The following is a 25,368-nucleotide window of genomic DNA, read 5'->3' as shown; positions in this document are numbered from 1 at the left end:
CTTGTTGCCAAACTATCAAACATTTTCAGAAGTTGGACGCACCGGCCTGAAACGCTGGGGCGGGCGTATCCATGAAGAATTCCTACCCGAATTGAGCGGCATGAACGCTATTCGGGTTTATCGAGAAATGAGAGAGAACGACCCGGTTGTCGGGGCGATCATGTTTGCCATCGAGATGCTGATGCGTCAGGTCAGTTGGCGAGTGGATCCGGTTTCGCAGAATAATGCGGACTTGGAGGCTGCCGAGTTCTTGGAATCCTGCTTGGAAGATATGAGCCAGACGTGGGGAGACACCATCAGCGAGATTCTTTCGTTCCTCGTTTACGGCTGGAGCTTCCATGAGACGGTGTACAAGCGCAGACTCGGCGAAAACAAAGACCCAACGAAGAACAGCAAGTACAGGGATGGCAGAATCGGCTGGCGCAAACTCCCGATTCGGGCGCAGGAGACGCTCTTGGAATGGGAGTTTGATGAATCGGGCGGGATACAGGCAATGCGACAACAACCGCCGCCGGATTTCATTTCGCGCACCATTCCCATGGACAAGGCTCTGCTGTTCCGAACGAAGATTGAGAAAGGAAGTCCAGAGGGTAGGAGTATCCTGCGGAATGCTTACCGTTGTTTTTCGTCGGATACTGAACTGCTTACCGAAAGAGGTTGGAAGTTCGTCGGCGACATCACAACGGCAGACCGGTTAGCGACCTTACATCCCGTAACTGGATGCGTTGAATATCAAAATCCAGTAGCAGTATGGGAGTACGACTATGATGGCGAGTTGATCCATGCATACAGCAGATTTGTCGATCAACTCGTGACGCCAAACCACCGCATGTGGGTTCGCAGAGATCATAAAGCCAATTTCGAATTCATCGAAGCATCTGATTGTCCGAAGAGCGTTTCATTTAGCGCGTCAGGACAGTGGGCGGCATCCGATGCGTCGACTGTTAAGGTCGGCGATTACGATATTCCAGTATCGCTCTGGTCGCCTTTCTTGGGTTTTTGGCTGTCTGAGGGGCATACGTGGTCTGATGGAGTTCGCCATGAAACCGGAATAACGCAGAACGAAGGTCCAGTTGCCGACGAAATTCGCCGTTTGGTTTCGCAGCTTCCGTGGTCGTGCTTTGAACAAAAGGACGGCAAAAAGGTGAGATGGACATTCACTCGCAGGGATATCCACGACCACCTTGCTCCATTCGGCAAGCAACAGACGCGTCATGTTCCGCTATATGTTTTCGAGTGGTCGTCCTCTCAAATCAAGGAGCTCCTGAGAGCCTATGCCGATGGTGACGGAACGGTCATTGGCGACACAGCGGATGGTTATCGCGGAACCCAAGTCATATACACGTCGAGCAAGAATATGGCTGACGACTTGATGCATCTTATTCTCCTTGCTGGACTTCGACCTGCTGTTCGTTGGCAAGATGGAACTGGTTTTGGTGAAGGAGTCTGGGTTGTAACGGCCGGCAAGCCTTTCTCGAACATGCGTGCTAAATGGGGGCGCAAGCGGTACACCGGGAAAGTATATTGTCCATCCACGAATAACGGCATCGTTTATACGAGACGGAACGGGAAGTGCTCATGGTCAGGGAACTGCTGGTACTTCAAACGCCGGATCGAGGAAATTGAGGGCATCGGCATTGAGCGCGATCTTGCCGGTCTGCCAGTTCTTACGCCGCCGGAGAATCTGAACATTTGGGACGGCAGTGACCCGGATATGGTTCGCCTGCGCCGGGAAGCTGAGGAAATGGTGCAGGGTGTTCGCCGCGACCAGATGGAGGGCGTTGTGAAGCCGAACGGTTGGGAATTCAGTTTGCTCTCTACGGGCGGCAGGCGCCAGATCGATGTCGGGGCTGTGATCGAGCGGTACGACCGACGCATTGCCATGACGGTTCTGGCGGATTTCATCCTGCTCGGGCATGAGAAGGTCGGGAGTTTCGCCCTTGCCAGTTCCAAGACGGACTTATTCGGTGTGGCTCTCGGCGCATGGCTTGATAGCATTGCCGCTGTGTTCAACCGATACGCAATACCGAGACTGTTTGCCCTGAATCCAGGGCTTCCGCAGGAGGACTTGCCGAGGCTCGTTCATGGGGATATCGAATCTCCCGACCTGAAGGAGCTTGGTGCATTCATCAAGGACATGACAGGCGTCGGCGTAATCGTTCCGGATCCGGAGCTCGAGAGTTATGTGCGGCAAGTCGCCCACCTTCCCGAGCGCATGGAGGACGAGGAATAATGCTGCTGGTGCGGAAAGGGACGGTTGTCACCAAGTCACTGAGACTGCAGGCGCTGCGGGATAATGCCGAAGTGCTGAAAGTAATGCACGAGTACCTCAATCAGGAAGAGCCGGACTTGCAGCGTGTTCTGTTCGAAGTCTGGAACGCCCAGAGAGAATCGCTGAAATATGGCGAATTGACCAACGTCTTGATGGGCGGGGATATCTCGCAGCAGACGTTGAACGAATGGCGCAACGATTACGCGGTCATGGTCAACGAGAAGATTGCTCCGAAATGGCGCGATGCCATGGAAGCGGCCGCCTCGCACATCGAGATTGACCGCTTTGTGTTTGACCCTGCCGCTCGGGCGATTACGGACTGGATGACGAACCGCACCAGTGAACTGGCTGTAAATCTTACGGAAAGCCAACACGAGGCTATACGGTTCGTCTCGCGGCGCATGTACTTGCTTGGCGAGATTACAGGCAAGCAGTTGAGCGCGGATGAATTGAGCCGTTTTCTGCGTCCGATGATCGGCATGGTACCACGAGAGGCGGAGGCGGTGCGCCGCTTCTTCCAAGAACAAATTGAGAATGGTATTCCGGTCGAAGATGCACAGCGGCAGGCACTTAATTATGCCAACCGGATTCATCGGCATCGTGCGATGCGGATTGCGAGGACAGAACTTGCGTTCGCATACAACCACGGAGCAGACCAATCCGTTCGTCAGGCGCAAGAGCAGGGGCTGATCGGTAGGGTTCGGAAGCAATTCCTAACCGCTGATGATGAGCGCGTTTGTTCGTATTGCGGTCCGCTGGACGGGAAGATCATCGAGATGAACGAGAGCTTTTTTGGCGCGACCAAGAAGCTGCCTTATGTGCCAACACCGCCGCTTCATCCACATTGCTTACTCCCCGGAACTAAGGTGATCGCACCGAACCTTGTCGGAGGCGTTAAACGATGGTTTGAAGGACGAATCATCACATTGCGCACAGCGGATGGCGATGAGCTTTCCGTCACTCCCAATCATCCGGTATTGACGCGGCGCGGCTGGGTCGCTGCCGGAGAAATTCAGGAAGGCGACCAGTTGGTGAAATCCACTGACGCTCAACGTCTCGCTCGCGCTTTTGAACCGGATTATCAGCACGTTCCAACCGCTGTTGAACAAATACCGGGTTCGTTCTTTGAGGATGGTAGCATGCTTCGGAGAAGCGTGCCAATTGCCGCAGAAGATTTCCACGGCGACGGTATTGACGGCGATGTCGGCATTGTATGGTCCTATCGCAAGCTGGCGGGAAACTTTAAATCCCGACTCGGCAAGCTTTTGAGCGACGTAATCTTCAGCATGCGAAGTGGTGTTCCTTTTAGGCTTCCTCTGCTGGGTTTTGGCAGCGTTGATTTTATGCCGTTGGCTGGATCGGCTTCCTCGACGTGCTTCATGTGCGGCAGAAGTAAGTTCGATTCTCTCACTGGCGGTCATCTTGGACAATCGGATTTTGGTCGCTTCACTGGCGTTTCGAGGTTCGATGCCATGAGCCGAGAGGATTCGGCTTACGGTTCCTCTGGTCATCTCGAAGTCTTTGGAGAGCTTAAGGACGGAATCTCCAGCGCGGTATCGCTGGATGATGTCATCGGCTATGTGGGCGTACCGCGCCAGAAACGCGACTCGGTTAGTTTGACCGATCGGTCTGATGTTGGCTCTGGCTCGCTGAAGCCATCCGTAAACGGTGGACGGGACGGTATTGAATTGCTTTGCAATCTCCTGGACAGACATTCCGCTCTCGTAAAGTTTGCGGACGTTGTCGAGGTGCGACGGTGGGAAGGCTCTACTCATGTCTATAACCTCCAAACTAAGCAAGGATGGTATTTGGCTGAGAACATCATAACACATAATTGCAGATGCACGGTGATCTACCTGGAAGAATAACGACAAGGGGGTGAGAGAGCGAATGTTCGAGGATATACGAAAGGGGCACAACGGCCTTTGGGTCGGCTTCTGGCTCCCACGACCGATTGCCGAGCAACTCGCCATTGAAGGTGGGGAAAAGCCGGAGGACATGCATCTGACGCTGGCTTACGTGCCGGGCGCTGGCAGCATGGATGACGACAACAAGCAGAAGGTGCTGGATGCGTTGTCGGACTTCGCTGGGCGATACAATCCCATGACTGGAATGGTCGGCGGGTTGGGTCGTTTCTTCGCTTCCGGCACATCGGATGGGAAGGATGTCATCTATTCGTCGTTTGATGCTCCCGAGCTTCCTGATTTCCGTCAGGACTTGGTTCGGTGCTTGGAGGCTGTCGGGTATCCGCCCAGCAAGGCGCACGGCTACACGCCGCACATTACGCTGGCTTACGTCGATCCTGATATGGACGCAGTGTTCGCCCATGGTGAATCGGTGAATGTGACGTTCCCATGGCTTCACGTTAAGTTCGGGGAAGCGACTTCGCACACCTTTCCGCTTCTCGGGCTGGGCGCATTCTTCAAGACAGGGAGCTCTCCTGAAGGAGACGATTGGCAGGCGGATGTGCAGATTGCCAAACTCAACGACGACCAGCACCTTGTGTTCGGGTGGCTCTCGGTGTCCGAGGAAGAGGACGGCACTCTGGTCATTGACCATCATGACGACATTATCGAGCCGGACGAGCTTGAACGCATGGCTTACGACTTCGTCCTCTACGCCCGCAAGGCTGGCGAAATGCACGAACGATGGGACGGGATCGGCAGGCTGGTCGAATCTATGGTTTTTACCCGCGAAAAACAGCAAGCCTTGGGCATTCCTGCAGGAACGCTCCCTATTGGCTGGTGGGTCGGGTTCAAGATAGATGAACCGGAAGTATGGGCGAAAGTCAAAAGCGGGGAGTACGACGCCTTCTCCATTGGCGGGAAGGCCATCAGGGAGGAGGTGACGATGTAGATGCCTGGAAAGTTACGAGACATTCGGGTTCATGAAGGCTCGCTTGTCGATTCTCCTGCGAATCCGCGAGCACGCGTCGTTTTGTTCAAGCGCGAGGCCTCTGGCAAATCAAAGTACAACAAAGGCGACCTCGTAGAGGCAACAGTCAATCACATGCCTGGAATGAAGGGCAGTGTTGGGAAAATCGCACTTATCGCAGATGAGCCAGTCTATGGAATTGACTTCGGCGATGGCAAGATTCACAAGTGGCTTGCTGAATCCGAGTTGAAGCCAGCGCCTGAAGGTGCAGAAGTGAAATCGGGTATGAAAATGACAGGGATGTCAAAGGGCGGCGGGAAAGGGGGTGGTAATTTGAGCCTGAGAGATAGGATTGCCGCACTTTTCAAACGAAACAGCGACCCGGTATCCTTTGCCGATGCGCTCCGCGACTCCAAGATGGACGAGCAGTGGTGGAGGCTGCAAGACGCACTGCGAACGAGCATTCGCTCGATCATGGATTCTGAAGCCCAGAACAAGGGCGAACTGATTCAGCGTTCTTTGATCCAGTACATGGGGAGCCTGATGGACTTGCTTCCTGATCTGGAAGAGAAAATGGACGAGGTCGCAATGCAGAAAACGAAGGACACACTGTCCGACATGGACAGTTTTGCCGAAGAGGTTGCAAAGGCTGGGAAAGTGATTTCCGATGCGAACATGAAGCGCCTCGAACAGGCGATGTCCGCGATTGATGAAATTCTAACCGCCGCCAAGGTGGAAAAGAAAGGGGAGAGAGGCACAATGCCGACGATGGAAGAGATTTTGAAGGGTTTTCCGGAGGATCAACGCTCCGCTATTTTGGATGCCCTGAACAAGCAGGAGAAGGAGGTTGCAGACCTCAAGAAACGGGCGGAGGAAGCAGAAGCCAAACTGAAGAAGGCGAATAACCCCGATCCCGAGGATGTGTGGAAGGGTGTAAACCCGGAAGTGCGCAAACGCTTCGAGGAAATGGAAAAGCGGGCGAAGGAAGCCGAGGATGTGGCGAAGCGCGAGCAGGAAGCCCGCGTGAAGAAGGAATTCATCGCCAAGGCTTCGGGCTATCGCGGTCTGCCGATCCAGCCGGAGGAGTTCGGCCTGGTGCTGAAGGAAATCGCCGAGAAGTCGCCGGAGCAATTCGCCAAGCTTGAAGAGGTTTTGAAGGCTGCGGATGAGGCTATCGCAACCGGCAAGTTGTTTGAGGAAGTTGGCAAGGGCGGCGGAAGCGGCGGCGCAAGCGATACTTGGGCGAAGATCGAGAAAGCCGCCGAGGAAATGATGAAGTCTGATTCCAAATTGACGAAAGAGCAAGCGATCACCAAGGTTGCCGAGAAGCATCCGGAACTGGTGGAAGCTTACCGCAAGGGGGTGTAATCCATGGCATACGAACAATACGGTCCATTCATCACTGCGCCTGCAGGAGCCGATCTGTCGGCTAGTCAGTACAAAGCAGTGAAACTCGACGCGGATGGAAATGCGGTTCTGGCTGGCGCTGGCGAGTTTGCAGTCGGCATTCTGGTCGATGACCCGAAACTGGGGCAAACAGCCACGATTCAAGTCGCCAATGTTTCCAAGGCAGTAGCTGGCGCCGCGTTCCAGGCGGGCGACCTGCTGACGCCGAACGCAACCGGTCAATTGGTTGAGGCGAACGCTGCAACTGCCGATACGGGCACCGGCGCGATCACAGGCGACAAGGTTTTGGCTATCGCGCTTCAAGATGCAGGGGCTGCCGGGCAGATCGTTCCGGTCGTTATCATTCATGCTGGGCTTACGGCCTAATAAAACAAGAGAGGTGACAAAGCATGCCTAATCCTACACCGAATCAAGGCCACGTCGATCAATTGCTGACGAATGTCAGCGTGGCCTATATCCAGAGCAACGACAAATTCGTTGCAGACAAAGTTTTCCCGGTTGTTCCGGTGGCGAAGGCCAGCGATTTTTATCTGGAATTCCCGCGCGGGCACTTCTTCCGCGACGAAGTGGGCAAGCGCCCGCTGGGCGGTCAATCCCGCGTCGCCGGGTTCGACCTGGACAAGAAGCCGTATTACGCCGAGGAGCAAGGCCTGTCCTCGAACCTCGACGATCGGGAACGCGCCAACGCTACGGCTCCGTATGACCCGGAGCAATCCCGCATTCGCTTCTTGACTCAACAGCACCTGATCCATCGCGACCGCGATTGGGCGAGCAAGTATTTCAAAACGGGTGTATGGGGCACTGACCTTGCAGGTACGTCGAGCGCTCCGAGCGCCGGACAATTCCTGCAATGGGATCAGGCGAACTCCACGCCGATCGAGGACATCGACGAGAAGAAGGATATCATTGCCGAGAATACGGGCTTTGAGCCGAACGTGCTGGTTCTGGGACGGAAAACATTCCGCATCCTGAAGAACCATCCTGACGTGGTTGATCGGGTCAAGTACACGGCTCGCGGGGTTATCACGCAGGACCTGCTTGCTGAATTGTTCGGCGTAGAACGTGTTTTGATTCCGGGCGGGGTTCACAATACCGCTGCCGAGGGCGTTGCAGATTCGTTCGAGTTCATTTTGCCGAAGACGGACGCATTGCTTGTTTATGCCGCGCCAAGTCCGGGGCTGGATCAACCTTCTGGCGGCTACACGTTTAGCTGGACCGGCCTTCTCGGCAATGCAGCATTCCAATCTGGCGTTTGGAGAGGACGCGACGAGCGGGCGCACAGCGACTGGTTTGAAGTGCGCATGGCGTATGACATGAAGGTCGTCGCGCAAGACCTCGGCATCTTCTTCAGCAACTGCGTAGGTTAAGGGGGCGGGTGCAATGTATGTTGCAATGCGAACGATTAAAGCCGACGGCGAAGTGTACGAACGCGGCAGTCGCATTCCCGCAGAGGCGTTTAAGTCTTTGCGGGCGCTCCTTTCCCTCGGGTGGATCATCCATCTGCCGGAGGTTGAAGAGGTGGAGGATGGCGCGGAGGCGCTGGATAAGCTCTCTGAAGCGGTGGCTGAACGAATCGGAGCGGTTCCGAACATTGAGGAGTTTGCCGATCGCGTAGCAGAGCAGATCGGTGCGAGCCTGCAGGCCGCCAGTGGCGGAAGCGAGCCTGCAACCGACCGACCATCCGATGGAGAGGTCGATCAGGAGTTGGTATCCTCCCTTCTGGCGATGACCAACGATGAGGTTGAGCAAGCGGTGAAAGGCATTGACGACAGCGTCAGCCTGCAGGCGGTTCTGGAGAAGGAAGAACGCAAAGGGGCGCGGGAGTCCATAATCGCCCGGCTTGCAGAACTCGCTCAAGCAAACAGCGGGGCGGAGTAAGTCATGGCATGGACGTATAGCGGAAATCCGCAATCCAGCCCGCGCGACCGCCTGCGCTTCGAGCTTGGCGATACAGATGCCGCCGATCCGCTAATCAGCGACGAGGAAGCGGATTTTTGCCTGCAGTCGGAATCGAAGTTCATCGGGGCGCTCGCTAAAGCGGCAGAAGCCATTGCTTCGAGGTTCGCGCGCGAGCTTACGACGAAGGTCGGCCCTTTAACGCTGGAGCATACGCAACGAGCGGAACTATGGGCGAAGCGAGCGGCAGACCTTCGGCGCAAAGCCAGAAGCGCAAACGCTCCATCCATCAATAGCGGCTCAAAGGGGAGCCCATACTTCTCTGCAGGCATGCACGACAATAAATAAAGCGAGGTGATCGGTCGATGAGCCTTCCGAAACTGCTTAAGACGTTTCAGGTCGAACGTAAAAAGACGGGGTTAAACGGGAAGGGCGCAAGGGCTGCTACATGGATGGCAGTCGGTACCCTTCGGGGCGTATTGGCCGATGCCTCGCCTCATGATCGCCTGCAATGGAAGCAAATGCAGCATCCGGTTACTCATCAGATTGTTCAGCCGGGTGCGCCTCAAACCAAACAGGGCGACCGCCTGCTTTACAACGGCCGCAAGTTTTACGTTCAGGGCATGGAGAATCCCGGCGAATTGAACGCATGGACGATCATCATGTGCGAGGAACGGGAAGATGCGTGACGGTGAAATCAAAGCGGCGGGCGAGCGTATTGTTCGGGACGTCGAAAAGGACACGCAGTCGCGGGCGTATCGGGCAAGCAACGCATTGAGGAACGCCTCGCAGTTTGTCCTTCGCGGACAGCGCAGCGGTCGTCGGTACCGCGTTCCATTTACGGGTTCTGGGGCGATTCGGGATTCACGGCGGAAGCCGAAGTATTACAACGCCTCTGCTCCCGGCGAGCCGCCTGCAAATCGGACAGGCTTGCTGCGTAAGTCGTGGCAGGCAAGACCTCGATCGCAGAATCATGGGAAGGTCACCACGGCTTATGCGAGCATCTATTCCAATGTGCCATATATCAAGTATCTGGAACCGGAACTGTCGGGTCGTGATCCGGGAAACACGGTGAAGCCGCGACCGTTCGTCAGGAAGATTCAAGCCAAGGCAATGCCGGGCATCAAGCGAATATACGGGAAACGGTTCAAATAAAGGAGGGTGATGTGGCGTGAACTTGGAAGAACTGATTTACCAAAAGCTCCAGCAAGACGCGACCCTCTCCGACCAGCTTTCCGTATTCGCTGAATTGCCTGCGATTTTCTGGGGGCAGGCTCCGGAAGATACCGATGAAGGTTGGGCGAATGCGCAGTATCCTCGGGTGGATTACGTGGCTGATCGGTCATGGGATCCGGAGCGAAAGGTCGAGGGGGCGCTCATTCTGAATGTGTGGTGTCTGGTTTCCTCGGCCGTTGTTCCTGAAGTCATAGAGGATCGGCTTCGTTCCCTCCTGGACGGCGCAGTCTTTCATCCTGCCGACGAGCCGGTCACCGCGCTCCGTTGGAATCGTTCCGACCCCTTTGAGGCATCGAACCGGGGCGACGGTGATGAATTGATTGTCGGCGTGACTGTTTCGTTCGACTTGCTGGCTTTCCCAGCGCAGACGACGTATTCTCCTGACCCGATTGCTTCTCTGAATGCATGGGCAGGCGATAAATATGCCGAGTTGCAAGTCGACCCTGCTTCGTGGTCGCCTTCGGATTCAACGCCTGCCCTGTACTGGCGCTTGTCGGGCGTTACGGCGGTCGAGAGGACGAATTGGGGCATATGGGTTACCGTTTCCGTTGCGGGGCACATACTGGCTCCCTCGCCTGCTACACGGTTGAATTGGATACGTCAACTGGTGGAGGCTGCGGCGAGAGCAAAGCGGATCAGGATGGACGACGGTTCTCCGATGTTCGTCACGCGAGTATCTGCGGATAGTTCGCAAGATTCATTCCGGGAAGGTCAGGTTCGCCTTTCCGCCCGGTTCGGCGTACTCAACGAAGCGATAATTGCCGAGAAACTGGGGCAGTTGACCATCAATTCCGATCATGGCGGAGGTGTAGTGAAATAATGGCAAGCGAAAAAGCAGAAACAGCCAAAACGGCCAAAGAGCCGGAAAACAAGTATTCGAAGGCGGAAGTGCTGGCCGCGTCCGCATCGTTTGGCGTATCGGTCGACCTGATGGCCGGTGCGCTTAGGCTTGCAGGGAAGCAAGAATTCACGAAGTCCGAAGTGGAAGATGCCATTCGGCGCTTCAAAAAACGGGAGGTGTAATCGATGCCGGGAGAAGTGTTTGTATTAGGCGAGCAGAAGGTTCGCCCTGATGTGTATGTTCGCTGGCATAATGCTGGCGGTTCCCGAGTGGTCACAGGTACGGTCGGTATTGCCGCAGCGGTCGTGAAATCGAACTGGGGGCCATTGGGGAAAGTGGTCACAATCGAGGCGCCGGGGAACATCAAGCGGCAAATCGGAACGGGTAACGGCCCGGACACAGTGAATGAAATCTTTAATGGCGGCGCGGTTACGGCGTTTGTCGTTCGTGTAGGTTCGGGTGGAGACGAAGCTACGCTGACGCTGAAAGACACAGCGGCAACGCCTGCGGATGTCGTGACGCTGACCACCAAATATCCAACATCCCGCGCTTTCAAAGCTACGGTTCGGGATTCTCTGCAGGATGCAACCGTTCGTGAGTTGCTTGTCCTTGAGGGCACGACGCAGTTGGAGCGTATTACGTTTGCAAAAGGCGCAACTGAGCCAGATGCTATCGTGGCAGCTGTGAATGCGGGAAGTGACTACCTGACAGCCACCAAGGTTGCGGATGGGAGCGGAACGCTTGCGGCAATTAGCGACCAAGCCCTTGCAGGCGGAACCGATCCTACGATTGCCGGTTCGGACTATACGGATGCATTCGTGTATCTGGAGAACAAGTTCTTCGATACCATCGTTGTCGATTCTGAGGACGCGACGGTTCATGCCAGCTTGCAGTCGTTTGTCGATCGCATGATTAACGGCGGCGGCGGGCGAATCATCGGCGTGGTCGGGGAACCGACAAGCGTTGAGTTCGAGACGCGCAAAACGAACGCCAAGGCTCTGAACGATTTCGCGATGGTGTATGTCGGGAATGGCTTCTCGACAGCCGCTGGCGATATCGAAGGTGCGAAAGCGGCTGGCCGCGTGGCGGGTATGATTGCTTCGAGCTCCTATAAGGAGAGCCTGACGCATGCAGCAGTTATCGGCTCCATCGGCGTGACCGGGGATATGACCAACACGCAGTACAAAGAGGCGGTTCAGTCCGGCATGCTGACGTTCTCCCTCAATCCGCAGGGGCTGGCACAGATCGATTACGGCATCAACACGAAGGTGTCACTGTCTGCTGACGAGGACGAGGGATGGAAGAAGATTCGCCGGGTTCGCACTCGGTTCGAGTTGATTGACCGCGCTGTGTTCACGTTGCATCCGTATCTCGGAAAATGGGACAACAGCGAGGACGGTCGCGCATTCGTCGTGACCATCGTGAACGGAATCATCGGCGTCATGATCCGCGATGGCGCTTTGGAATCCGGCCAGTTGATTGTGGATCCGGACAATGCGCCGGTCGGAGATTCGGCATGGTTTAAATTCGTTGATCTGGTGGACTTGGACAGCATCGAGAAGGTTTACCTCGATTTCGGCTTCCAGTTCGCAAGACAAAGCGCATAAGGAGGTGGCGTAGATGCCAACTGATGCAAGGTATGTATTCCGCAGTTGTGTGCCGGATGGAAGCATTGACGTGGCGAACGTCCAGACAGGCGACATTTTACAGCGTTCTTGGAGCTTCCGCGTGAACGAAGCGCCGGACGCACAGCAATTGTTGGACGCAGGAGCATTCGACCCGCGTAACATTTTACGCGGCAGTGACGGCGAGTTGTACGACGGCGATGGGAACTTCCTCGCCGAGGTCAATACGTGGCAGGCGCAGATCAACGTCACCAACAGCGATTACCAGCCTGCAGGCGAGAAGATCACCTGGGCGATCCCGCAGAGTTTCTCGGTTACGCTGACGTTCACGGAGACCATTGTTCGGGACGCTTCGTTGCTCCAGAAGGTACTGGCAAGCCTGCGGAAAGGTTCGCCGGACGCTGTTCTGAATTTCACTGGCGTGCTGCGGGCGCACAAATAAGGAGGATTGACCGATGTCTGAACAAGAGGAAAAGATGGCGCCGGAGGCGCTTCTTGCAAGTGAAGAAGATATCCTTCGCGGCCTGATCGATGCGGCGAGCGACGTGGAGCAGGAAACGCTCAAGATCGAAATCGTGCGCAAGGGAAGGGTATTGTTTTCCTTCCGTGTGCGTGGGCTGCTGGAGACCGAGTACAACGATTGCAAGGAAAAAGCGACCACGTACAAAAAGAACCGGCAGCTTGGCGGCATTAAAATGCCTGACGAAACCGACACAGCGAAGTACCGTTCCTTGCTGATTTACAAGGCGACCGTGGAAGAAGATCGCCAGCGGGTATGGGGCAATAAGGATGCCTGGAAGCAGCTTAACGTTCTGAATGGTCCGGCGCTTATCGACAAGGTGCTTCGGGCTGGCGAGAAAGATGCCGTCATTGCCAAAATCGACGAGCTTAGCGGATACGGCGAGGACTTGGAAGAAGTCGCAAAAAACTAATAAGTGCAGGGGGGCGCACAACTCTCCTGCACCATATTTTCATTCGGACAGGCAGAACGCCCGACGAGATTATGCAGAAGCCTGAAGGTGTTCGGGCTTTTTGTTTCGCTTCAATGCGATTGACGCTTGAAGAGGAAGATCGAATCCGGCGCGAAATCGAGAACAAAAACAGGAGGTGAGCGTAGGTGGCTGAAAGCGTTGAGACATTCAGGATCGAGATTCCTGTCGATGTGGAAGACAACACGGAGCCTGCGCTCTCTCGAGCCGAGGAACGTGTTACGAAGTTCGAGATTACCCTCCGTCGTACACAGAAGCAGTTGGAACGAATGGACAGGTCGCGCTGGGAAATGACTCTGTATGCCGTTGACCGCGCATCTGCAGTTATCAGATGGGTAGGTTCTCGGGTTCAGTCACTGGTTGGTCGTTCATACCGGATTACGATTAGGGTTCTCGACCTTGCAACACGTCCTCTGAGGGCGATCGGTAGGCTGGCCTTTACCACTGGCGGACTGATCGCGGGTCTTGGTGCTGGTTACGGCGGAATCATTAAACCAGTATCTTTGGCGGATGATTTGGAAACGGCGCGGATCGGATTTGAGACCATGCTGAAGAGCGCTGAAAAGGCGGATGCATTCATCAAGGAGATACAGGGGTTTGCAATCGCCACGCCTTTCTCTCAGTCTGACGTTATTCAACAGGCACAAGGGTTGCTTGTAAGAGGGTTTAATCAGAACGAAGTCATTCCTATGCTTGAGAAAATCGGGAACGTCTCGGCGGCGATGGGTACTGGTTCGGTTGGAATAGAGCGGATTGTATACGCCCTTGGTCAAATGCGAGCCTTGGGGCGGGTAACTGCTGAAGACATGAACCAACTCACGGATGCAGGGGTTCAGGCATGGAAGTATCTCGCTGATTCTATGGGAATGAGCATTGCAGATGTTAGAAAACTATCCGAGCAGGGGAAAGTTGATGCCGAGAGAGCCATAACGGCCATCATGAAAGGGATGGGCGAATTTGACGGCATGATGGAGAAAACCGCCACGCGTACTGCGAGGGGGCTTCTCTCGCAAATCATGGACGTGTTCAATGTGAACATATTAACTCGCTGGGGGCAAGGGCTTCAGAAATCATTCCTGCCTCGCTTGCAAAGCATTCAGGAGTGGTTCGATAAAAATCAGAACAAGGTTAAGCGTTGGGGCGACGCTCTCGAACGAACAGCAAGAGACGCGGCAGATTGGGTTCTTCGGAAATTCGAGACTTCCTTTGGCTACATCCAGCGGAGGTACTTGGACAACCCCGATTTCCAGAAACTTGATTTTGAAGGAAAGATTAAGTTCGTATTTGACGATCTGAGTCGACTTTTCAACGAATGGTGGCAAAACAGCGGGAAAGACAAGGTTACATCAGCTTCCGAGAAAATCGGAAGCACAATGGGTGGAGCCATCGGCGGATTCATCATGTCTGCATTAGGCGTGGCCGACCCCAAAAGCCAAATAAATGAATCGCCGTTCATACAAGCTGGCTCCACGGCAGGGAATGCGTTCCTGACTTCATTTCTGGAAGCATTCGATGCCGGGAAAATCGCTCAGAAAGCTGCCGAGGCATTTAAGAATATTCAGCCATCATTTTTTGGAGGCGGAAATGACAGCCTTGTTGGAGGCAGCATTGCATTGTTGCTAGACGCATGGCTTCTTTCCAAGATTGGAGGGCTATTGAAAGGGCCTGCTAAAGTTGGGAAAGGTGCATGGGATGTCGGTAAAAAAGCTGTAGGTTGGTTTCGTGGCAAGAGGGGTGGCGGAGGAAATGGACCTTCAGGCGGGACGGGTCCGCGCGGTTCCGATACCGGTATTCCGAAGACACCGGACGCTCCCAAAATGAGCCCGATTCTTGACCAGCATGGCAGGCCGCTACCGTCCACTATCAGCACTGTGGAAAAAGCCAAGGAAGCCGCCGAGACAACGAAGAGGGCAGGGCTATGGTCAAGAATAACTGAAACTGCTTCATCTGCAAAAGGTAAATTAGGGCGCATACCTGTTATCGGCAAACTATTCGGAGGCGGCGCATCGGATGCGTCCAAAGCAGATGAAATTGTGAAAAGTGCGCCAAAATCAGGAGGATTCCTCCGAAACCTTTCTCGCGGAGCAGGAAAATTATTTTTGCCAATCGGGCTAGGTATGGACGCACTTCAGATTGCATCGGCAAAGCCAGGCGAGGAGAGAAATCGTGCCATTGGAGGTTCGATAGGGGGATGGGGCGGCGCTGCGGCCGGGGCGGCTGCTGGAGCGGCTGCTGGTTCTGTGGTACCAGTAATCGGAACAGCCATTGGCGGCGTTGCAGGTGGTATTATAGGTGGCTTTGGTGGAGGCATGCTCGGAGATTGGGTTGGTGGTTTATTTTCTAAAGGCGAAAAAGCTAAAGAAGCCAAAGAAATCAAGGAAAAGGTTACTGAAAAAATTCCCGATCCGCTACAGAACGGAAAACATGTTTTGGATGTGAACATTCTTTCGGTGGCAGCGGGTGCGTTCGCGAATGCCGCGCAGATGTTTGGCCCATCACCAACGTTTGGTCCCTCATTACATTCCTTAGGACCATTAAGCAGATCGAACTTTTCTCCTTTACCAGCATCTACACCGCTTTCGCCATATAACTCACAGAGAAAAATAGATGTCGTTATTAAGGTGGAATCAAAGCCAAACTATCGCATTGATGCGGCAGTCGACGCTCAGCAAGTCTTAAGCATCATCCGGGACAATCAGAAAGAAATCGCCGATGACGTTGCAGAAGAATTAGGAAGTGCACTTGGAGATATTTTCAGTAATTTACCACAAACAGCATATTAAGGAGGTGGTGGACGCGTGGATTTTTATTTATCGGATTCAGAAGGGAATCGATTGCATTTCCCGGTTAATCCTGAACGCATCACCGCCGCCACCGCCGCTCGTATGCAAACCTATGAGGTTATCGAGCTTGGGGAAGTGAAACTGCCACAGGGGCAGACGCCTGTTCGGTTTTCGTGGGAGGGATTCTTCCCCGGCGAGGGAAGGCAGAACCTTGCGATTGTGAAGTCGTGGCGTGACCCGAAGGAGATTGCAGGCGTTCTGTCCAGTTGGCGAGATGCCGGGACACGCCTTCGGCTCATGGTGACAGAAACACCGATCAACCACGATGTGTATATCGAATCGTTTGAGCATACATGGGGCGGCGGTCATGGTGATGCGCAGTATCAGATCGAATTGGTTCAGGCTCGGGAGTTGGTCGTTCGAACCGATGGCGACAAATCCAAAGGCGCGACCGTCATGATTCTATCTGCTTCAGCATCTTCAACCAGACCGAAGCCTGCGCCTTCCAAGACCTACACGGTTAAGCCCGGCGATACGTTCTGGGGGATCGCCAAGAAAACGCTCGGCAACGGTTCGCGTTGGCGTGAAATATACGAAATATCCGAGAATACGAAGCTGGTCGGTCCAGACCCTAACCTCATCAGACCGGGACAAGTCCTCCGGTTGCCGGTATAAGGGGGGCGGGCGGTCATGATCTATGTTTCAGATATCAAGTATGACCTTATGGCTCTCTTGCCTGATGGAGGTCGCATTCACCTGCAGGAGGCGCTTCGTGGGTTAAGCTGGGAAGAGCAGCCCGGTGAGCTTGCTGTGCGGCTGCAGGCGCGAATACAGAACCAGTCCTTGGGGAACGGGTGGTTGCACCAGAAACTTCCGTTAGGCGGGCGTACGTTGCTTCACGCGGCGTGGGGAGAGGGCTTCCGGGAAATTCATCAGGGAGTCATTTTCGGCTGGGATTATCAAAAGGATCCGCTTGGGTGGTTCTCGGTTACCGCATATGACCATCTCATTTATTTGATGAAGAGTAAGGATGACCGCTTTTACCCGAACGGAACACAGGCTCGCGTTATTATCGAGGACATTTCGAAGGCATGGGGCATTCCGCTCGGTACCGTCGAGGGGCCAGACGTCGCGCTGGCAAAGCAGACGTTCCGAGGAAAGACGCTGGCGGACATGATGCTGTCCGTCCTCGATCAGGCGCAGAAGCGCGGAGGTGGGAAGTTTATCATCCGATCCAGCGGCGGCAAGATCGATGTTGTCCGGACGGGGCGAAATAGCACGATCTACCACTTCGGGCAGGAGGACAACGTCCAGACGATGAGTGACCAGCAGGACATAGAGGACTTGATTACCCGCGTGAAAATCATCGGGGCGGAGGACACCGAGGGTCGCTCTCCTGTCATCTCAACGCTCGACGGTCGCACCGAGTTCGGTGTCCTGCAGGACATTGTGTATCTGGAGCAATACGATACCGAGGCGGCCGCCAAGAAAGCGGCGCAGGAGATTTTGGACGAGCGCGGGAAGCCGCGCAAGCGCAGGAAGGTGGTCGCTCCCGATCTGCCGTTTATCCGGCGCGGTGACAAGGTGAGCATTAACGCCGGGACACTTAGCGGATATTTTATTGTATCGGGCATTCAGCACGATGCCGATACGCGGACGATGACGATGGAGGTGGAGGATGCATGAGAGGAAACGCTGGCATTAACCGCTTGGCGAAAGCAATAGACAGCAGAGCCAAGGAACGGGCACAACGTCCGAATGAATTGGAGCTCGGCTCCATTCAGGATGACAAGAGCCTGCTGCTGGATCGCTTCGCGGTACCCATCCCTCCATCGGATTATCTTGTATCGGGATTTTTGACGTTTCCCGAGGATTTCATGACGACGACGGAATTGAATAGCGGCGAACATTCGCAATATCAAGGAAACGGCGCACATGACCATCAAATCGTCACTCCTGATCAATTCAAGCCATTAAAGGCAGGGGATCGGGTATTGGTAGCTTGGGTGAATGACGGAACGGATCCGGTTGTTCTTTGCAGGGTGGTGAGCGGCGATGCCTAATAAGACGTGCTCAATGGAAGGATGCAATTCGCGGACCGTAGGGCGAGGACTTTGCAGGCACCACTACAATCAGGCTCATCACAAAGGGACTTTGCCGCCAAGGAATCAGCCTACCGTTCCGATTGAGGAATGTCTGATTGACGAAAGAACAGCGCGAATTCCTTTATGGGGCAAGGGAGGAGAAATCAGGGGCTGGGCATTGATCGACAGAAAAAATTTCGAGACCCTTAATCGGTGGAGATGGAAACTCACAGCACAAGGTTACGCCGCGCGGACGATCAAGTCAGGAGTTATGCTCATGCACCGATTTATCATGGGGTTGGAATTTGGCGACAATCGTGAAGCAGATCATCGCAACCTGAAGAAGTTGGACAACCGTGAAGAGAATCTAAGGGTCGTCACTCATGATCAAAACGGACAGAATTTGCCGGAACGCGGTAAAGCACGAGGGGTTCATTGGGATAAAAAGTTGAAGAAGTGGAGAGCAAAAGCGATGCTTAACGGTCGAATGCACCATATAGGACTCTTTGAAGATTTCGAGAGCGCTGCAGCCGCTGCGAAGGATTGGCGCAGAAAGCATATGCCATTTGCTCAAAACTAGGGGAGGTGATCTGATTGCCATCACTTTTTCCTGTTTTCGATGCTCCGGAATTGGTCGAAGAAAACCGACAATCATCGGCTCCGGCTTATAGAAGAAGCTGGCTGTTCGATCTTGAATCAGGGGATTTCGTTATTGACGGATCCGGAAGGGTGGCAGAAGCCGATGGACTGAATGCCTGGGCGCAGTGGTGCATCAAAGCGGTTATGACGGAGCGGTTCGCTTTCCTATCCTATGGACCGAATTACGGAGGAGAGCTTCGAGAAGCGAAACGGCAACCGACCAAGAAAGCGGCAGAGGCGGAAATCGCCAGAACGATCACCGAGACGTTGCTGGTCGACCCTCGTACTGAAACTGTCCGCGACTTCGCCTATGTATGGCGCGGCGATGAGGTGATGGTGTCCTTTACGATCGTGCCTGTCGTCGGCGATTCTCGGAGATTGGAGGTGAGGCTGAATGGTTGAACTGCCGCCATTTTTAGAAGATCAAACAGAAGAGGCGATTCGCCAGCGGATGCTGGATCGCATGCCGGATGATTTGGACAAATCGGAAGGATCGCTTCCTTGGGATACCATCGCTCCGGTTGCCATTGAACTGATACTGGCTGCAGAGTGGGCGAAGGAAGTTCTCCGACGCGGGTTTGTCGCCACCACGTTCGGGCAGTATCTCGACCTGAAAGCGGAGGAAAGCGGGCTGACACGCCGCGCAGCAGTAGCCGCAAAAACTGCGGGGGATGGTGTGAAGTTCATAGGCGATCCCGGTGCAGTCGTTCCTTCGGGGTACCAAGTCAGCACAGGAAGCACAGAATCGTCGCCAGCCGCGTTGTTCCGAACCCTTGAGGAAGTGGTTCTGGACGGCAACGGCGAGGCACTGGTTGCCGTTGAGGCTGTCGAAGCCGGGAAGGCGGGCAACGTGCCGATTGGCGCCATTAAGCATTTAACCGAACCATTAGATGGTGTCGCTTCGGTGGTCAACATCGCGGCGACACAGGGCGGGCTTGACGAAGAGGACGACGAGACCCTGCGCCAGCGCATCCTTGAGGAAGATCGCAAAGAAGAAGGCGACGGAAACATTGCGGATTATATTGCCTGGGCGAAAGAGGTTCCCGGCGTAGGGAACGTCCTCGTCGAGCCGCTATGGCAGGGTGAGGGAACGGTGCGAGTGATCATTCTGGATCCGGACGGGCGCCCAGCTCCTGCAGGCACAGTCGATGCGGTTCAGGAACATCTCGACCCCGACCGGCGGGGAATTGGCGAAGGGCGAGCGCCCGCAAGCTCGCGCGTAACGGTGGACACTGCCGAGACAAGGCTGGTCAATGCGACCATTCCGAATCTGGAAGCTGAACCGGGATATACGCTGGATCAAGCGAAGGCAAGCGCCGAGAACGCATTGAACAGCTACCTTCTGGCGGTGAATCCGGGCGGGAAGATCAAGGTAAGGGAAGCCGAGTCAGTGGTCATTCAAGCCACAGGCATTTCGAACGTGGGCGACCTGCTTCTTGATGGAGGGCGCGTTGATATCACTTTAGAGGTCAATGAACTGGCTGAGCTTGGGAGCGTGACGTACTCATGACAACAGCGAAGGAGCGAATGCTGAGTTATCTTGACGAGTCTTTTTATGCAAACTCCCAAATCATGCAGGCGTTGATGGATTCGCGAGGGAAGGAAATCGACGATTTGCGCTTTACGCTCGACGAAATCTTGCGCCAGTTCTCCATTCTGACAGCTACATTCACTCTGAAAGAATGGGAAGAACAGTATGGCCTGCCGGTGAATGAAGGAGTCAACATTGAAACGAGGAGACAACAGGTTCTGGCACAGAAACGCCTTGGACGACGAGGGCTGTTGAATACTTTGCAGGCGCTTGAACCTAACCTGTCGCTTGCCTGGGGGCGACTGATTCTGCCGTTTACTATCGTGTCGGAAGTTGACCAGCACGATTTCGGTCCGCTGATCGTCCTTCTGGAGAAGCGAAAGCCAGCGCATACGGGTTATTCATTCCGAATCCTGCCATCTTTACAGGATTCGGGTTATACAGTGTACGCTCATCACTTGCGGCGGAACGAGGTAAACCTCGAACTGAAGGCAGGAACGGCTATGGCAGGAAGGTGGCCGAAATGGAACAGTGCCGGAAGCGCCTTGTTGGGAACGATCGAGCTTGAGTCTGTACCTGTCAGCGGGGACGGCATCTTTGAGAAAACTGGCGGACTATACAGCGGACATATCCGCGCGGCGAGTGGTGTTGGTTTTTCGCTCGGCTCTAAGGCGGTTATTCAGGAGAATCACGTCACTGCAATATCAACTTTTCCTTTGTCCGGTATCTATAAGTCCGGCGAAGCACCTATTCCATCATCCATCGGTTCTCTGGTATCAACCAGTGCTGTTGCGATGGGTACAGCTCTGACAGGCACTGGTCACGAATTCGCCTGCGGTTCAGCCTATTGCGGAGAGGAGGTGGCGTAGTTGCTGACGGCCATAGTGTTGCAAGAGTTGGCGCAGTACCTTGATGACCGGGTCGTTTCCGCTGATTTCCGCATTGGAAGCACAAACTATCCGGCGAAGATCAGAAGATCAATCATCGAAGGGACAACTGTGCGAAAGCAAATCTACTTAACGCAAAAGGACCCATACGGCACAGTTAATAGAGCGCGGCTTCTGGGAAGCGCCGGGGAAGTGCTCGCTGAACGCACGGACTCGCAAGTCCACGAGGAAGGCAAGGGACTGCTGCTTGAATTCAAATTTACCATACAGGAGGTGTAGCGGATGTCAGTTGAAGATTTAAGAAATCAATCCTACGAGCCGATCGAGTGGGAGGATAGGGTCATTGACCAGCAGACCGGCGACGTTCTTGTCGAGGGAACGCCTGTTAATGAAACCAACCTGAACCGGATGGAATCCGGCATGTTAACTGCACATCTCGATGTTGGACTGGATGTGCTGGTTGCCATCCAGCTTGCGCTGAGTAATCGGCTGGAAATTGACAAACTGCTCAAGCAGAGGATTCTGCAGGGGCAAGCGACCATTACGGCCGCAGCGTCAAACGGTTATTTCCGTTCGGCAGAGCCGTTCGTCGAAGTCAGTCATGGCGGGTTCGCTCAGATCAACTCGCCGAACTATGACGTGATCGTCAACCCGATCTCGGCGAGCGATATGGACCGAGTCGGCAGGCTGGAAGTGTACGACAAGACGCAGAATGGATTTAAAGTAAAAATGACAGGTTCCGCATCAACGGTCACGTTCATGTGGACGCTTGTCAATCCAAGAGTTTAAAGGAGGATGAACCGCATGATCATTTCGGAAGTATCCCAAGGTCAGAAAGCAACGTATTCAGTGGCGGGTACCGTTTTGACGGTCGGCACCGTCACGATTGACCTGCAGGAGCGCCAGAAATCGGTTCAGCATGTGGTCGATGTCTGCCTGGACAACCAACTGCAGACAATGACCGAGGGGCTTGGTGCATGGTATGTTGCCACCATCGTTGTTCCGCCGATCGAGCGCGAACTGTACGATACGGGCGAGGTCGATGACCAAGGAGACCCGGTCATGGCAGAGCGCGACTTGCCACTTGATATGAGCAAGGTTCAGCTTCGCCTGTGGGGGCTGCCTGCCAATTATGGACAAGAACAACAAAATGAAGGAGTTGAGGTCTAATGCCGTTCGTTCTCAGCATTAAAGACACCTATCGCCAAGCAGTCGAAGCGGCCAGCGGCGGAAAGAACACCGTAATGTACGACGACAAAGGAAACCCATCGATCATGGTCATGGTACCGAAGTTCAATATTTCGGATGTGGTCGCTGGTGGAGCAGCTTCGCCGCATCCTGCTTTTATCGTAGACGGTGTAGTCAAATCGGAAATCTGGATTTCGAAGTATCAGAACATCGTCCATGATGGTCGGGCTTATTCGATCCCAGGACAAGACCCGCAGACTTCCATTAATTACGACACAGCGAAAGGTTACTGCACCGCGAAGGGTCCGGGATGGCATTTGATGACGAACGTCGAATGGGCCGCGATTGCTCTCTGGTGCAAGGCCAACGGGTACCAACCGCGAGGCAACAACAACTACGGCTCCGATATTTCAGCGGCTTATGAACGCGGCAAAGAAACATATTTCGATTCTGGGGCTGGCAAGACGGGGCGAGTTGCAACCGGTTCCGGACCGGCAGCATGGTCGCATGACGGGACGCCGGACGGAATCTATGACCTGAACGGTAACGTTTGGGAATGGGTCCAAGGATTGAAGATCATTGATGGCATCGCTTATGTCATGATCGACAATAACTTTAACGATCTGGAGTCTGAATGGGTGAACACCGGCGTGAACATTACGACCGGAATGACCAGCGGTCAGAAAATCTTGACCATGCGATCTGGCGCGGTTCCGAACACGCCGAGTTTGGATTGGGGTCCGCTTGCCATTCCCGCGACTGCCGATGGCACAGGTTCGAGCGACTATGGGAATGACGGATATTGGTTTGATGCTACGGGCGAACGCCTGCCGATTCGTGGTGGCAGCTGGGCCTATGGCTCCCCTGCGGGCGTTTTCGCCCTCAACTTGGGCGCCCCTCGCTCGGGCGTGAGCACGTACCTCGGGTTCCGCTCCGCTTTTATCTCGTAATCTGGAATCTGGGGAACTGGAATCTGTTTGAGCCTGCGATAGCAGGCTCTTTCTTCAAGAATAGCTATAGGGGATGAAAAATTGAGCGAAGAATTGAAGATTTTGCAGAAGACCTACGACATGGTTCAGTACGGGTATATCTGCCTTCGTCAGTACCCGAAGTCGGAGAAGTTTACGCTTGGGTCAGAAACGAAGCAGTGTATGCTGGGACTGATCCGGTTGATGATTACGGCCAATCGAAGGTATTACAAGAAAACCACAATTCAGGATTTGGATGTAGAGTTGGACACACTACGCTATTACGTGAGGCTGGCTAAAGACTTAGGGTTTTTACCGTTCAATAAATACGAGAATTGGATCAAGATGCTCAGCGAAATCGGTCGAATGATCGGCGGCTGGCAGAAGAGCATCAAGCAATGAATTTTCTGGGGGACGGGTCATATAACTGCCGATTCGTGGTGGCAACTGGAACAACGCTGGCAATGCGGGCGTTTTCGCCCTCAACCTGAACAACCTTCGCTCGAACGTGAACACGAACATCGGGTTCCGCTCCGCTCTTCCCGAAAGTCAGAAGGCAAAGCCCTACGGGGGCTTCGTCCAGTACACGGGGAAAAGGGACCCGTCTCCCTGCCGATTTGGCAAAATACATGAATTAGCGGGAAGTCATTGAGTAGCATGGTCGAAAAGTGACACGCTCGCACTCCATCACAGAGGAAGGAGGGGGTCGTGATTCGTAGATACAGCAACCTATATGAACAAATATACAGCTTTGAGAATTTGGAGATTGCGTACCGCAACGCCGCGAAGCTGAAACGTTTCCGCATGGATGTCTTGAAGTTCACGCGGAACTTGGAAGAGAACCTGATTGCTGCCCAGAATGACCTGATTTACAAGACCTATCAAGTTGGGCGGTACCGGGAGTTTTATGTATACGAACCGAAGAAGCGACTAATCATGGCGCTGCCATTTCGGGATCGGGTCATCCAGTGGGCGATATACCGCGTCATCGAACCGCTGCTGGACAAGCAGTTCATCTCCGATTCATACGCCTGCAGGCGGGGCATGGGTGTTCAGAAGGCTGCAAACCGCTTGCAATATTGGCTTAGGAAGCTGTCAAGAACAACGGTGAAGCCCTATTATCTCAAACTGGACATTTCGAAGTATTTCTATCGAATCGACCATGACATTCTTCTCGGCATTCTGAAGAGAAAGTTCGCGGATCCGGATTTGCTCTGGTTGCTTGAGACCATCATTCGAAGTGAGCACACGAAGTTCGGCGTTCCTCTGGGCGACCATGGCTTCGAAGCCGACAGGGTGGATGGGATCGGGATGCCGATTGGAAATCTGTCGAGTCAACTTTTTGCGAATCTTTACTTAAACGAATTGGATCAGTTCGCAAAGCACACGCTCCGCTTGCGCCATTACATACGTTACATGGACGACATCGTCATCTTGCATCCTAGCAAGACTTACTTGCATCAGGTTCGGCACGAGATAGAGCGTTTCTTAAACGAGAGGCTTCGGCTGACACTGAACAACAAGACGGCCATTCGACCGATTTCAACCGGAATAGAATTCTGCGGTTTTCGAATCTGGGCGACCCACCGGAAAATGCGGAAGGGAACGCTAAAGAAAATGAAAGCCCGGCTGAAGTATATAGAGAAGTTATACGCCATGGGGGAGGTGGAATTCGATGAAGTGAATGCCACAGTACAATCTTACATCGGATATCTTAGCCACGGGAACACGTACAACCTGAGAAAGCATGTATTCTCGCGGCTGTCGTTCAAAAGGGGAGGGGATCGGGATGATCGACGAGAGCGCACACAAACGATTGAACAAGCACGAGGAACGAATCCAGAAACTTGAGGACAACACAACGAAATTATTGATTTCATCGGCCGAGAATACTGCGAAGCTGGCAAACATTGAGACCGGGCAAGTGCGCCTTGAGAAGTCCTTCGCTGAAGAATCCAGAGCGAGCAGGGAACTGCTCAGTAAGCTCATAGACAGTGACGTCGAAATGAACCGCGCAAAGGTAAAGAACGAAGAACTGGCTATGAATAAAAGATGGGATTTTGCGCTGAAGGTCTGGGCAATTCTCGGACCGGTTATTGCGGCCATCATTTCCGCCGCGCTCAGCCTTAAATAAAAAATGGAGGTGAT

General features: G+C 54.0%; 30 protein-coding genes and 1 pseudogene. 30 read left to right on the top strand and 1 reads right to left on the bottom strand.

Going from position 1 to position 25,368, the window contains the following annotated elements; genetic code table 11:
- Positions 1-4 precede the first annotated feature (4 nt).
- Both B7E11_RS29815 and B7E11_RS31065 read left to right on the top strand, forming a co-directional pair.
- A complete protein-coding gene (locus tag B7E11_RS29815) occupies positions 5-2,233 on the top strand; it encodes a Hint domain-containing protein (RefSeq protein ID WP_176220893.1) in 2,229 nt (742 codons plus the stop codon).
- Positions 2,233-3,108 (top strand): annotated as a pseudogene (locus tag B7E11_RS31065) (phage minor head protein); the annotation flags it as partial. The gene B7E11_RS29815 and the pseudogene B7E11_RS31065, both read left to right, overlap by 1 nt.
- Positions 3,109-3,120: 12 nt before the next feature.
- On the opposite strand, the gene B7E11_RS31060 reads toward B7E11_RS31065, so the two are convergent.
- Positions 3,121-3,987, bottom strand: coding sequence for a hypothetical protein (locus B7E11_RS31060; protein ID WP_425430081.1), 867 nt, complete (start codon positions 3,985-3,987; stop codon positions 3,121-3,123).
- A gap of 175 nt (positions 3,988-4,162) precedes the next feature.
- On the opposite strand from B7E11_RS31060, the gene B7E11_RS29210 reads away from it, so the two are divergent.
- The 28 genes from B7E11_RS29210 to B7E11_RS25190 all read left to right on the top strand — a co-directional run bounded on the left by B7E11_RS29210 (position 4,163) and on the right by B7E11_RS25190 (position 25,354).
- Positions 4,163-5,128, top strand: a complete 966-nt coding sequence (locus B7E11_RS29210; protein WP_139787310.1) for an XkdF-like putative serine protease domain-containing protein — start codon at positions 4,163-4,165, stop codon at positions 5,126-5,128.
- Positions 5,129-6,514 (top strand): DUF1541 domain-containing protein, encoded by a 1,386-nt coding sequence (locus tag B7E11_RS25320; protein WP_080840015.1) that lies wholly within the window; start codon positions 5,129-5,131, stop codon positions 6,512-6,514.
- 3 nt (positions 6,515-6,517) lie between these two features.
- The gene (locus tag B7E11_RS25315; protein WP_080840012.1) at positions 6,518-6,919 is read left to right on the top strand and encodes a hypothetical protein; all 402 of its coding nucleotides are present in this window, start codon (positions 6,518-6,520) and stop codon (positions 6,917-6,919) included.
- A 23-nt stretch (positions 6,920-6,942) separates the two neighbouring features.
- On the top strand, positions 6,943-7,920 hold the full coding sequence (locus B7E11_RS25310; RefSeq protein ID WP_080840010.1) for a major capsid protein: 978 nt from the start codon (positions 6,943-6,945) through the stop codon (positions 7,918-7,920).
- Between the two features lie 13 nt (positions 7,921-7,933).
- Positions 7,934-8,431, top strand: a complete 498-nt coding sequence (locus B7E11_RS25305) for a hypothetical protein (protein WP_080840008.1) — start codon at positions 7,934-7,936, stop codon at positions 8,429-8,431.
- A gap of 3 nt (positions 8,432-8,434) precedes the next feature.
- Positions 8,435-8,797 carry a hypothetical protein gene (locus B7E11_RS25300; RefSeq protein WP_080840007.1) on the top strand — a complete coding sequence of 121 codons (363 nt, stop codon included), beginning with the start codon at positions 8,435-8,437 and terminating at the stop codon, positions 8,795-8,797.
- Positions 8,798-8,814: 17 nt separating this feature from the next.
- Positions 8,815-9,138: a head-tail adaptor protein gene (locus tag B7E11_RS25295; protein ID WP_080840005.1), complete on the top strand. Its 324-nt coding sequence runs from the start codon at positions 8,815-8,817 to the stop codon at positions 9,136-9,138.
- Positions 9,131-9,604 carry a hypothetical protein gene (locus B7E11_RS25290; RefSeq protein ID WP_080840004.1) on the top strand — a complete coding sequence of 158 codons (474 nt, stop codon included), beginning with the start codon at positions 9,131-9,133 and terminating at the stop codon, positions 9,602-9,604. The genes B7E11_RS25295 and B7E11_RS25290 overlap by 8 nt, the downstream gene beginning before the upstream one ends.
- Before the next feature lie 16 nt (positions 9,605-9,620).
- Positions 9,621-10,505, top strand: a complete 885-nt coding sequence (locus B7E11_RS25285) for a hypothetical protein (RefSeq protein WP_080840001.1) — start codon at positions 9,621-9,623, stop codon at positions 10,503-10,505.
- Positions 10,505-10,708 (top strand): YqzN/YkzM domain-containing protein, encoded by a 204-nt coding sequence (locus B7E11_RS25280; RefSeq protein WP_080839999.1) that lies wholly within the window; start codon positions 10,505-10,507, stop codon positions 10,706-10,708. The genes B7E11_RS25285 and B7E11_RS25280 overlap by 1 nt, the downstream gene beginning before the upstream one ends.
- Before the next feature lie 3 nt (positions 10,709-10,711).
- Positions 10,712-12,133 carry a phage tail sheath subtilisin-like domain-containing protein gene (locus B7E11_RS25275; RefSeq protein WP_080839996.1) on the top strand — a complete coding sequence of 474 codons (1,422 nt, stop codon included), beginning with the start codon at positions 10,712-10,714 and terminating at the stop codon, positions 12,131-12,133.
- A 13-nt stretch (positions 12,134-12,146) separates the two neighbouring features.
- Positions 12,147-12,593, top strand: coding sequence for an endoglucanase (locus B7E11_RS25270; RefSeq protein WP_080839994.1), 447 nt, complete (start codon positions 12,147-12,149; stop codon positions 12,591-12,593).
- A gap of 13 nt (positions 12,594-12,606) precedes the next feature.
- The gene (locus B7E11_RS25265; protein WP_080839992.1) at positions 12,607-13,083 is read left to right on the top strand and encodes a phage tail assembly chaperone; all 477 of its coding nucleotides are present in this window, start codon (positions 12,607-12,609) and stop codon (positions 13,081-13,083) included.
- Between the two features lie 185 nt (positions 13,084-13,268).
- Positions 13,269-15,923: a tape measure protein gene (locus tag B7E11_RS25260; protein WP_080839990.1), complete on the top strand. Its 2,655-nt coding sequence runs from the start codon at positions 13,269-13,271 to the stop codon at positions 15,921-15,923.
- A 15-nt stretch (positions 15,924-15,938) separates the two neighbouring features.
- A complete protein-coding gene (locus tag B7E11_RS25255) occupies positions 15,939-16,598 on the top strand; it encodes a LysM peptidoglycan-binding domain-containing protein (RefSeq protein ID WP_080839989.1) in 660 nt (219 codons plus the stop codon).
- 15 nt (positions 16,599-16,613) lie between these two features.
- Entirely contained in the window at positions 16,614-17,609 is a 996-nt protein-coding gene (locus B7E11_RS25250; protein WP_080839987.1) for an XkdQ/YqbQ family protein, read from the top strand.
- A complete protein-coding gene (locus B7E11_RS25245) occupies positions 17,606-17,986 on the top strand; it encodes a hypothetical protein (protein ID WP_080839985.1) in 381 nt (126 codons plus the stop codon). Before B7E11_RS25250 ends, B7E11_RS25245 begins: the two co-directional genes overlap by 4 nt.
- A gap of 298 nt (positions 17,987-18,284) precedes the next feature.
- On the top strand, positions 18,285-18,587 hold the full coding sequence (locus tag B7E11_RS29810) for an HNH endonuclease (protein WP_176220892.1): 303 nt from the start codon (positions 18,285-18,287) through the stop codon (positions 18,585-18,587).
- A gap of 14 nt (positions 18,588-18,601) precedes the next feature.
- Positions 18,602-19,048, top strand: a complete 447-nt coding sequence (locus tag B7E11_RS25235; RefSeq protein WP_080839982.1) for a DUF2634 domain-containing protein — start codon at positions 18,602-18,604, stop codon at positions 19,046-19,048.
- Positions 19,041-20,156, top strand: a complete 1,116-nt coding sequence (locus B7E11_RS25230; RefSeq protein ID WP_080839980.1) for a baseplate J/gp47 family protein — start codon at positions 19,041-19,043, stop codon at positions 20,154-20,156. Before B7E11_RS25235 ends, B7E11_RS25230 begins: the two co-directional genes overlap by 8 nt.
- The gene (locus B7E11_RS25225) at positions 20,153-21,046 is read left to right on the top strand and encodes a putative phage tail protein (RefSeq protein WP_080839978.1); all 894 of its coding nucleotides are present in this window, start codon (positions 20,153-20,155) and stop codon (positions 21,044-21,046) included. The genes B7E11_RS25230 and B7E11_RS25225 overlap by 4 nt, the downstream gene beginning before the upstream one ends.
- A complete protein-coding gene (locus tag B7E11_RS25220) occupies positions 21,047-21,343 on the top strand; it encodes a hemolysin (RefSeq protein ID WP_080839975.1) in 297 nt (98 codons plus the stop codon).
- Positions 21,344-21,346: 3 nt separating this feature from the next.
- Positions 21,347-21,853, top strand: a complete 507-nt coding sequence (locus B7E11_RS25215) for a signal transduction protein (RefSeq protein WP_080839973.1) — start codon at positions 21,347-21,349, stop codon at positions 21,851-21,853.
- Positions 21,854-21,868: 15 nt separating this feature from the next.
- Positions 21,869-22,234: an AAA family ATPase gene (locus B7E11_RS25210; RefSeq protein WP_080839971.1), complete on the top strand. Its 366-nt coding sequence runs from the start codon at positions 21,869-21,871 to the stop codon at positions 22,232-22,234.
- Positions 22,234-23,202: an SUMF1/EgtB/PvdO family nonheme iron enzyme gene (locus tag B7E11_RS25205; protein ID WP_080839969.1), complete on the top strand. Its 969-nt coding sequence runs from the start codon at positions 22,234-22,236 to the stop codon at positions 23,200-23,202. Before B7E11_RS25210 ends, B7E11_RS25205 begins: the two co-directional genes overlap by 1 nt.
- Positions 23,203-23,283: 81 nt before the next feature.
- Entirely contained in the window at positions 23,284-23,622 is a 339-nt protein-coding gene (gene avd / locus B7E11_RS25200) for a diversity-generating retroelement protein Avd (protein WP_080839967.1), read from the top strand.
- 306 nt (positions 23,623-23,928) lie between these two features.
- The gene (locus tag B7E11_RS25195; protein WP_245809820.1) at positions 23,929-25,071 is read left to right on the top strand and encodes an RNA-directed DNA polymerase; all 1,143 of its coding nucleotides are present in this window, start codon (positions 23,929-23,931) and stop codon (positions 25,069-25,071) included.
- Positions 25,010-25,354 (top strand): hypothetical protein, encoded by a 345-nt coding sequence (locus tag B7E11_RS25190; protein ID WP_080839965.1) that lies wholly within the window; start codon positions 25,010-25,012, stop codon positions 25,352-25,354. The genes B7E11_RS25195 and B7E11_RS25190 overlap by 62 nt, the downstream gene beginning before the upstream one ends.
- Positions 25,355-25,368 lie beyond the last annotated feature (14 nt).

It is taken from the genome of Cohnella massiliensis (assembly GCF_900169535.1).
In the GTDB taxonomy this organism is placed as follows: Bacteria; Bacillota; Bacilli; order Paenibacillales; family Paenibacillaceae; genus Cohnella; species Cohnella algarum.
The sequence above is the reverse complement of the archived record's forward strand: the minus strand, read 5'-3'. Positions and strand labels throughout refer to the sequence as shown.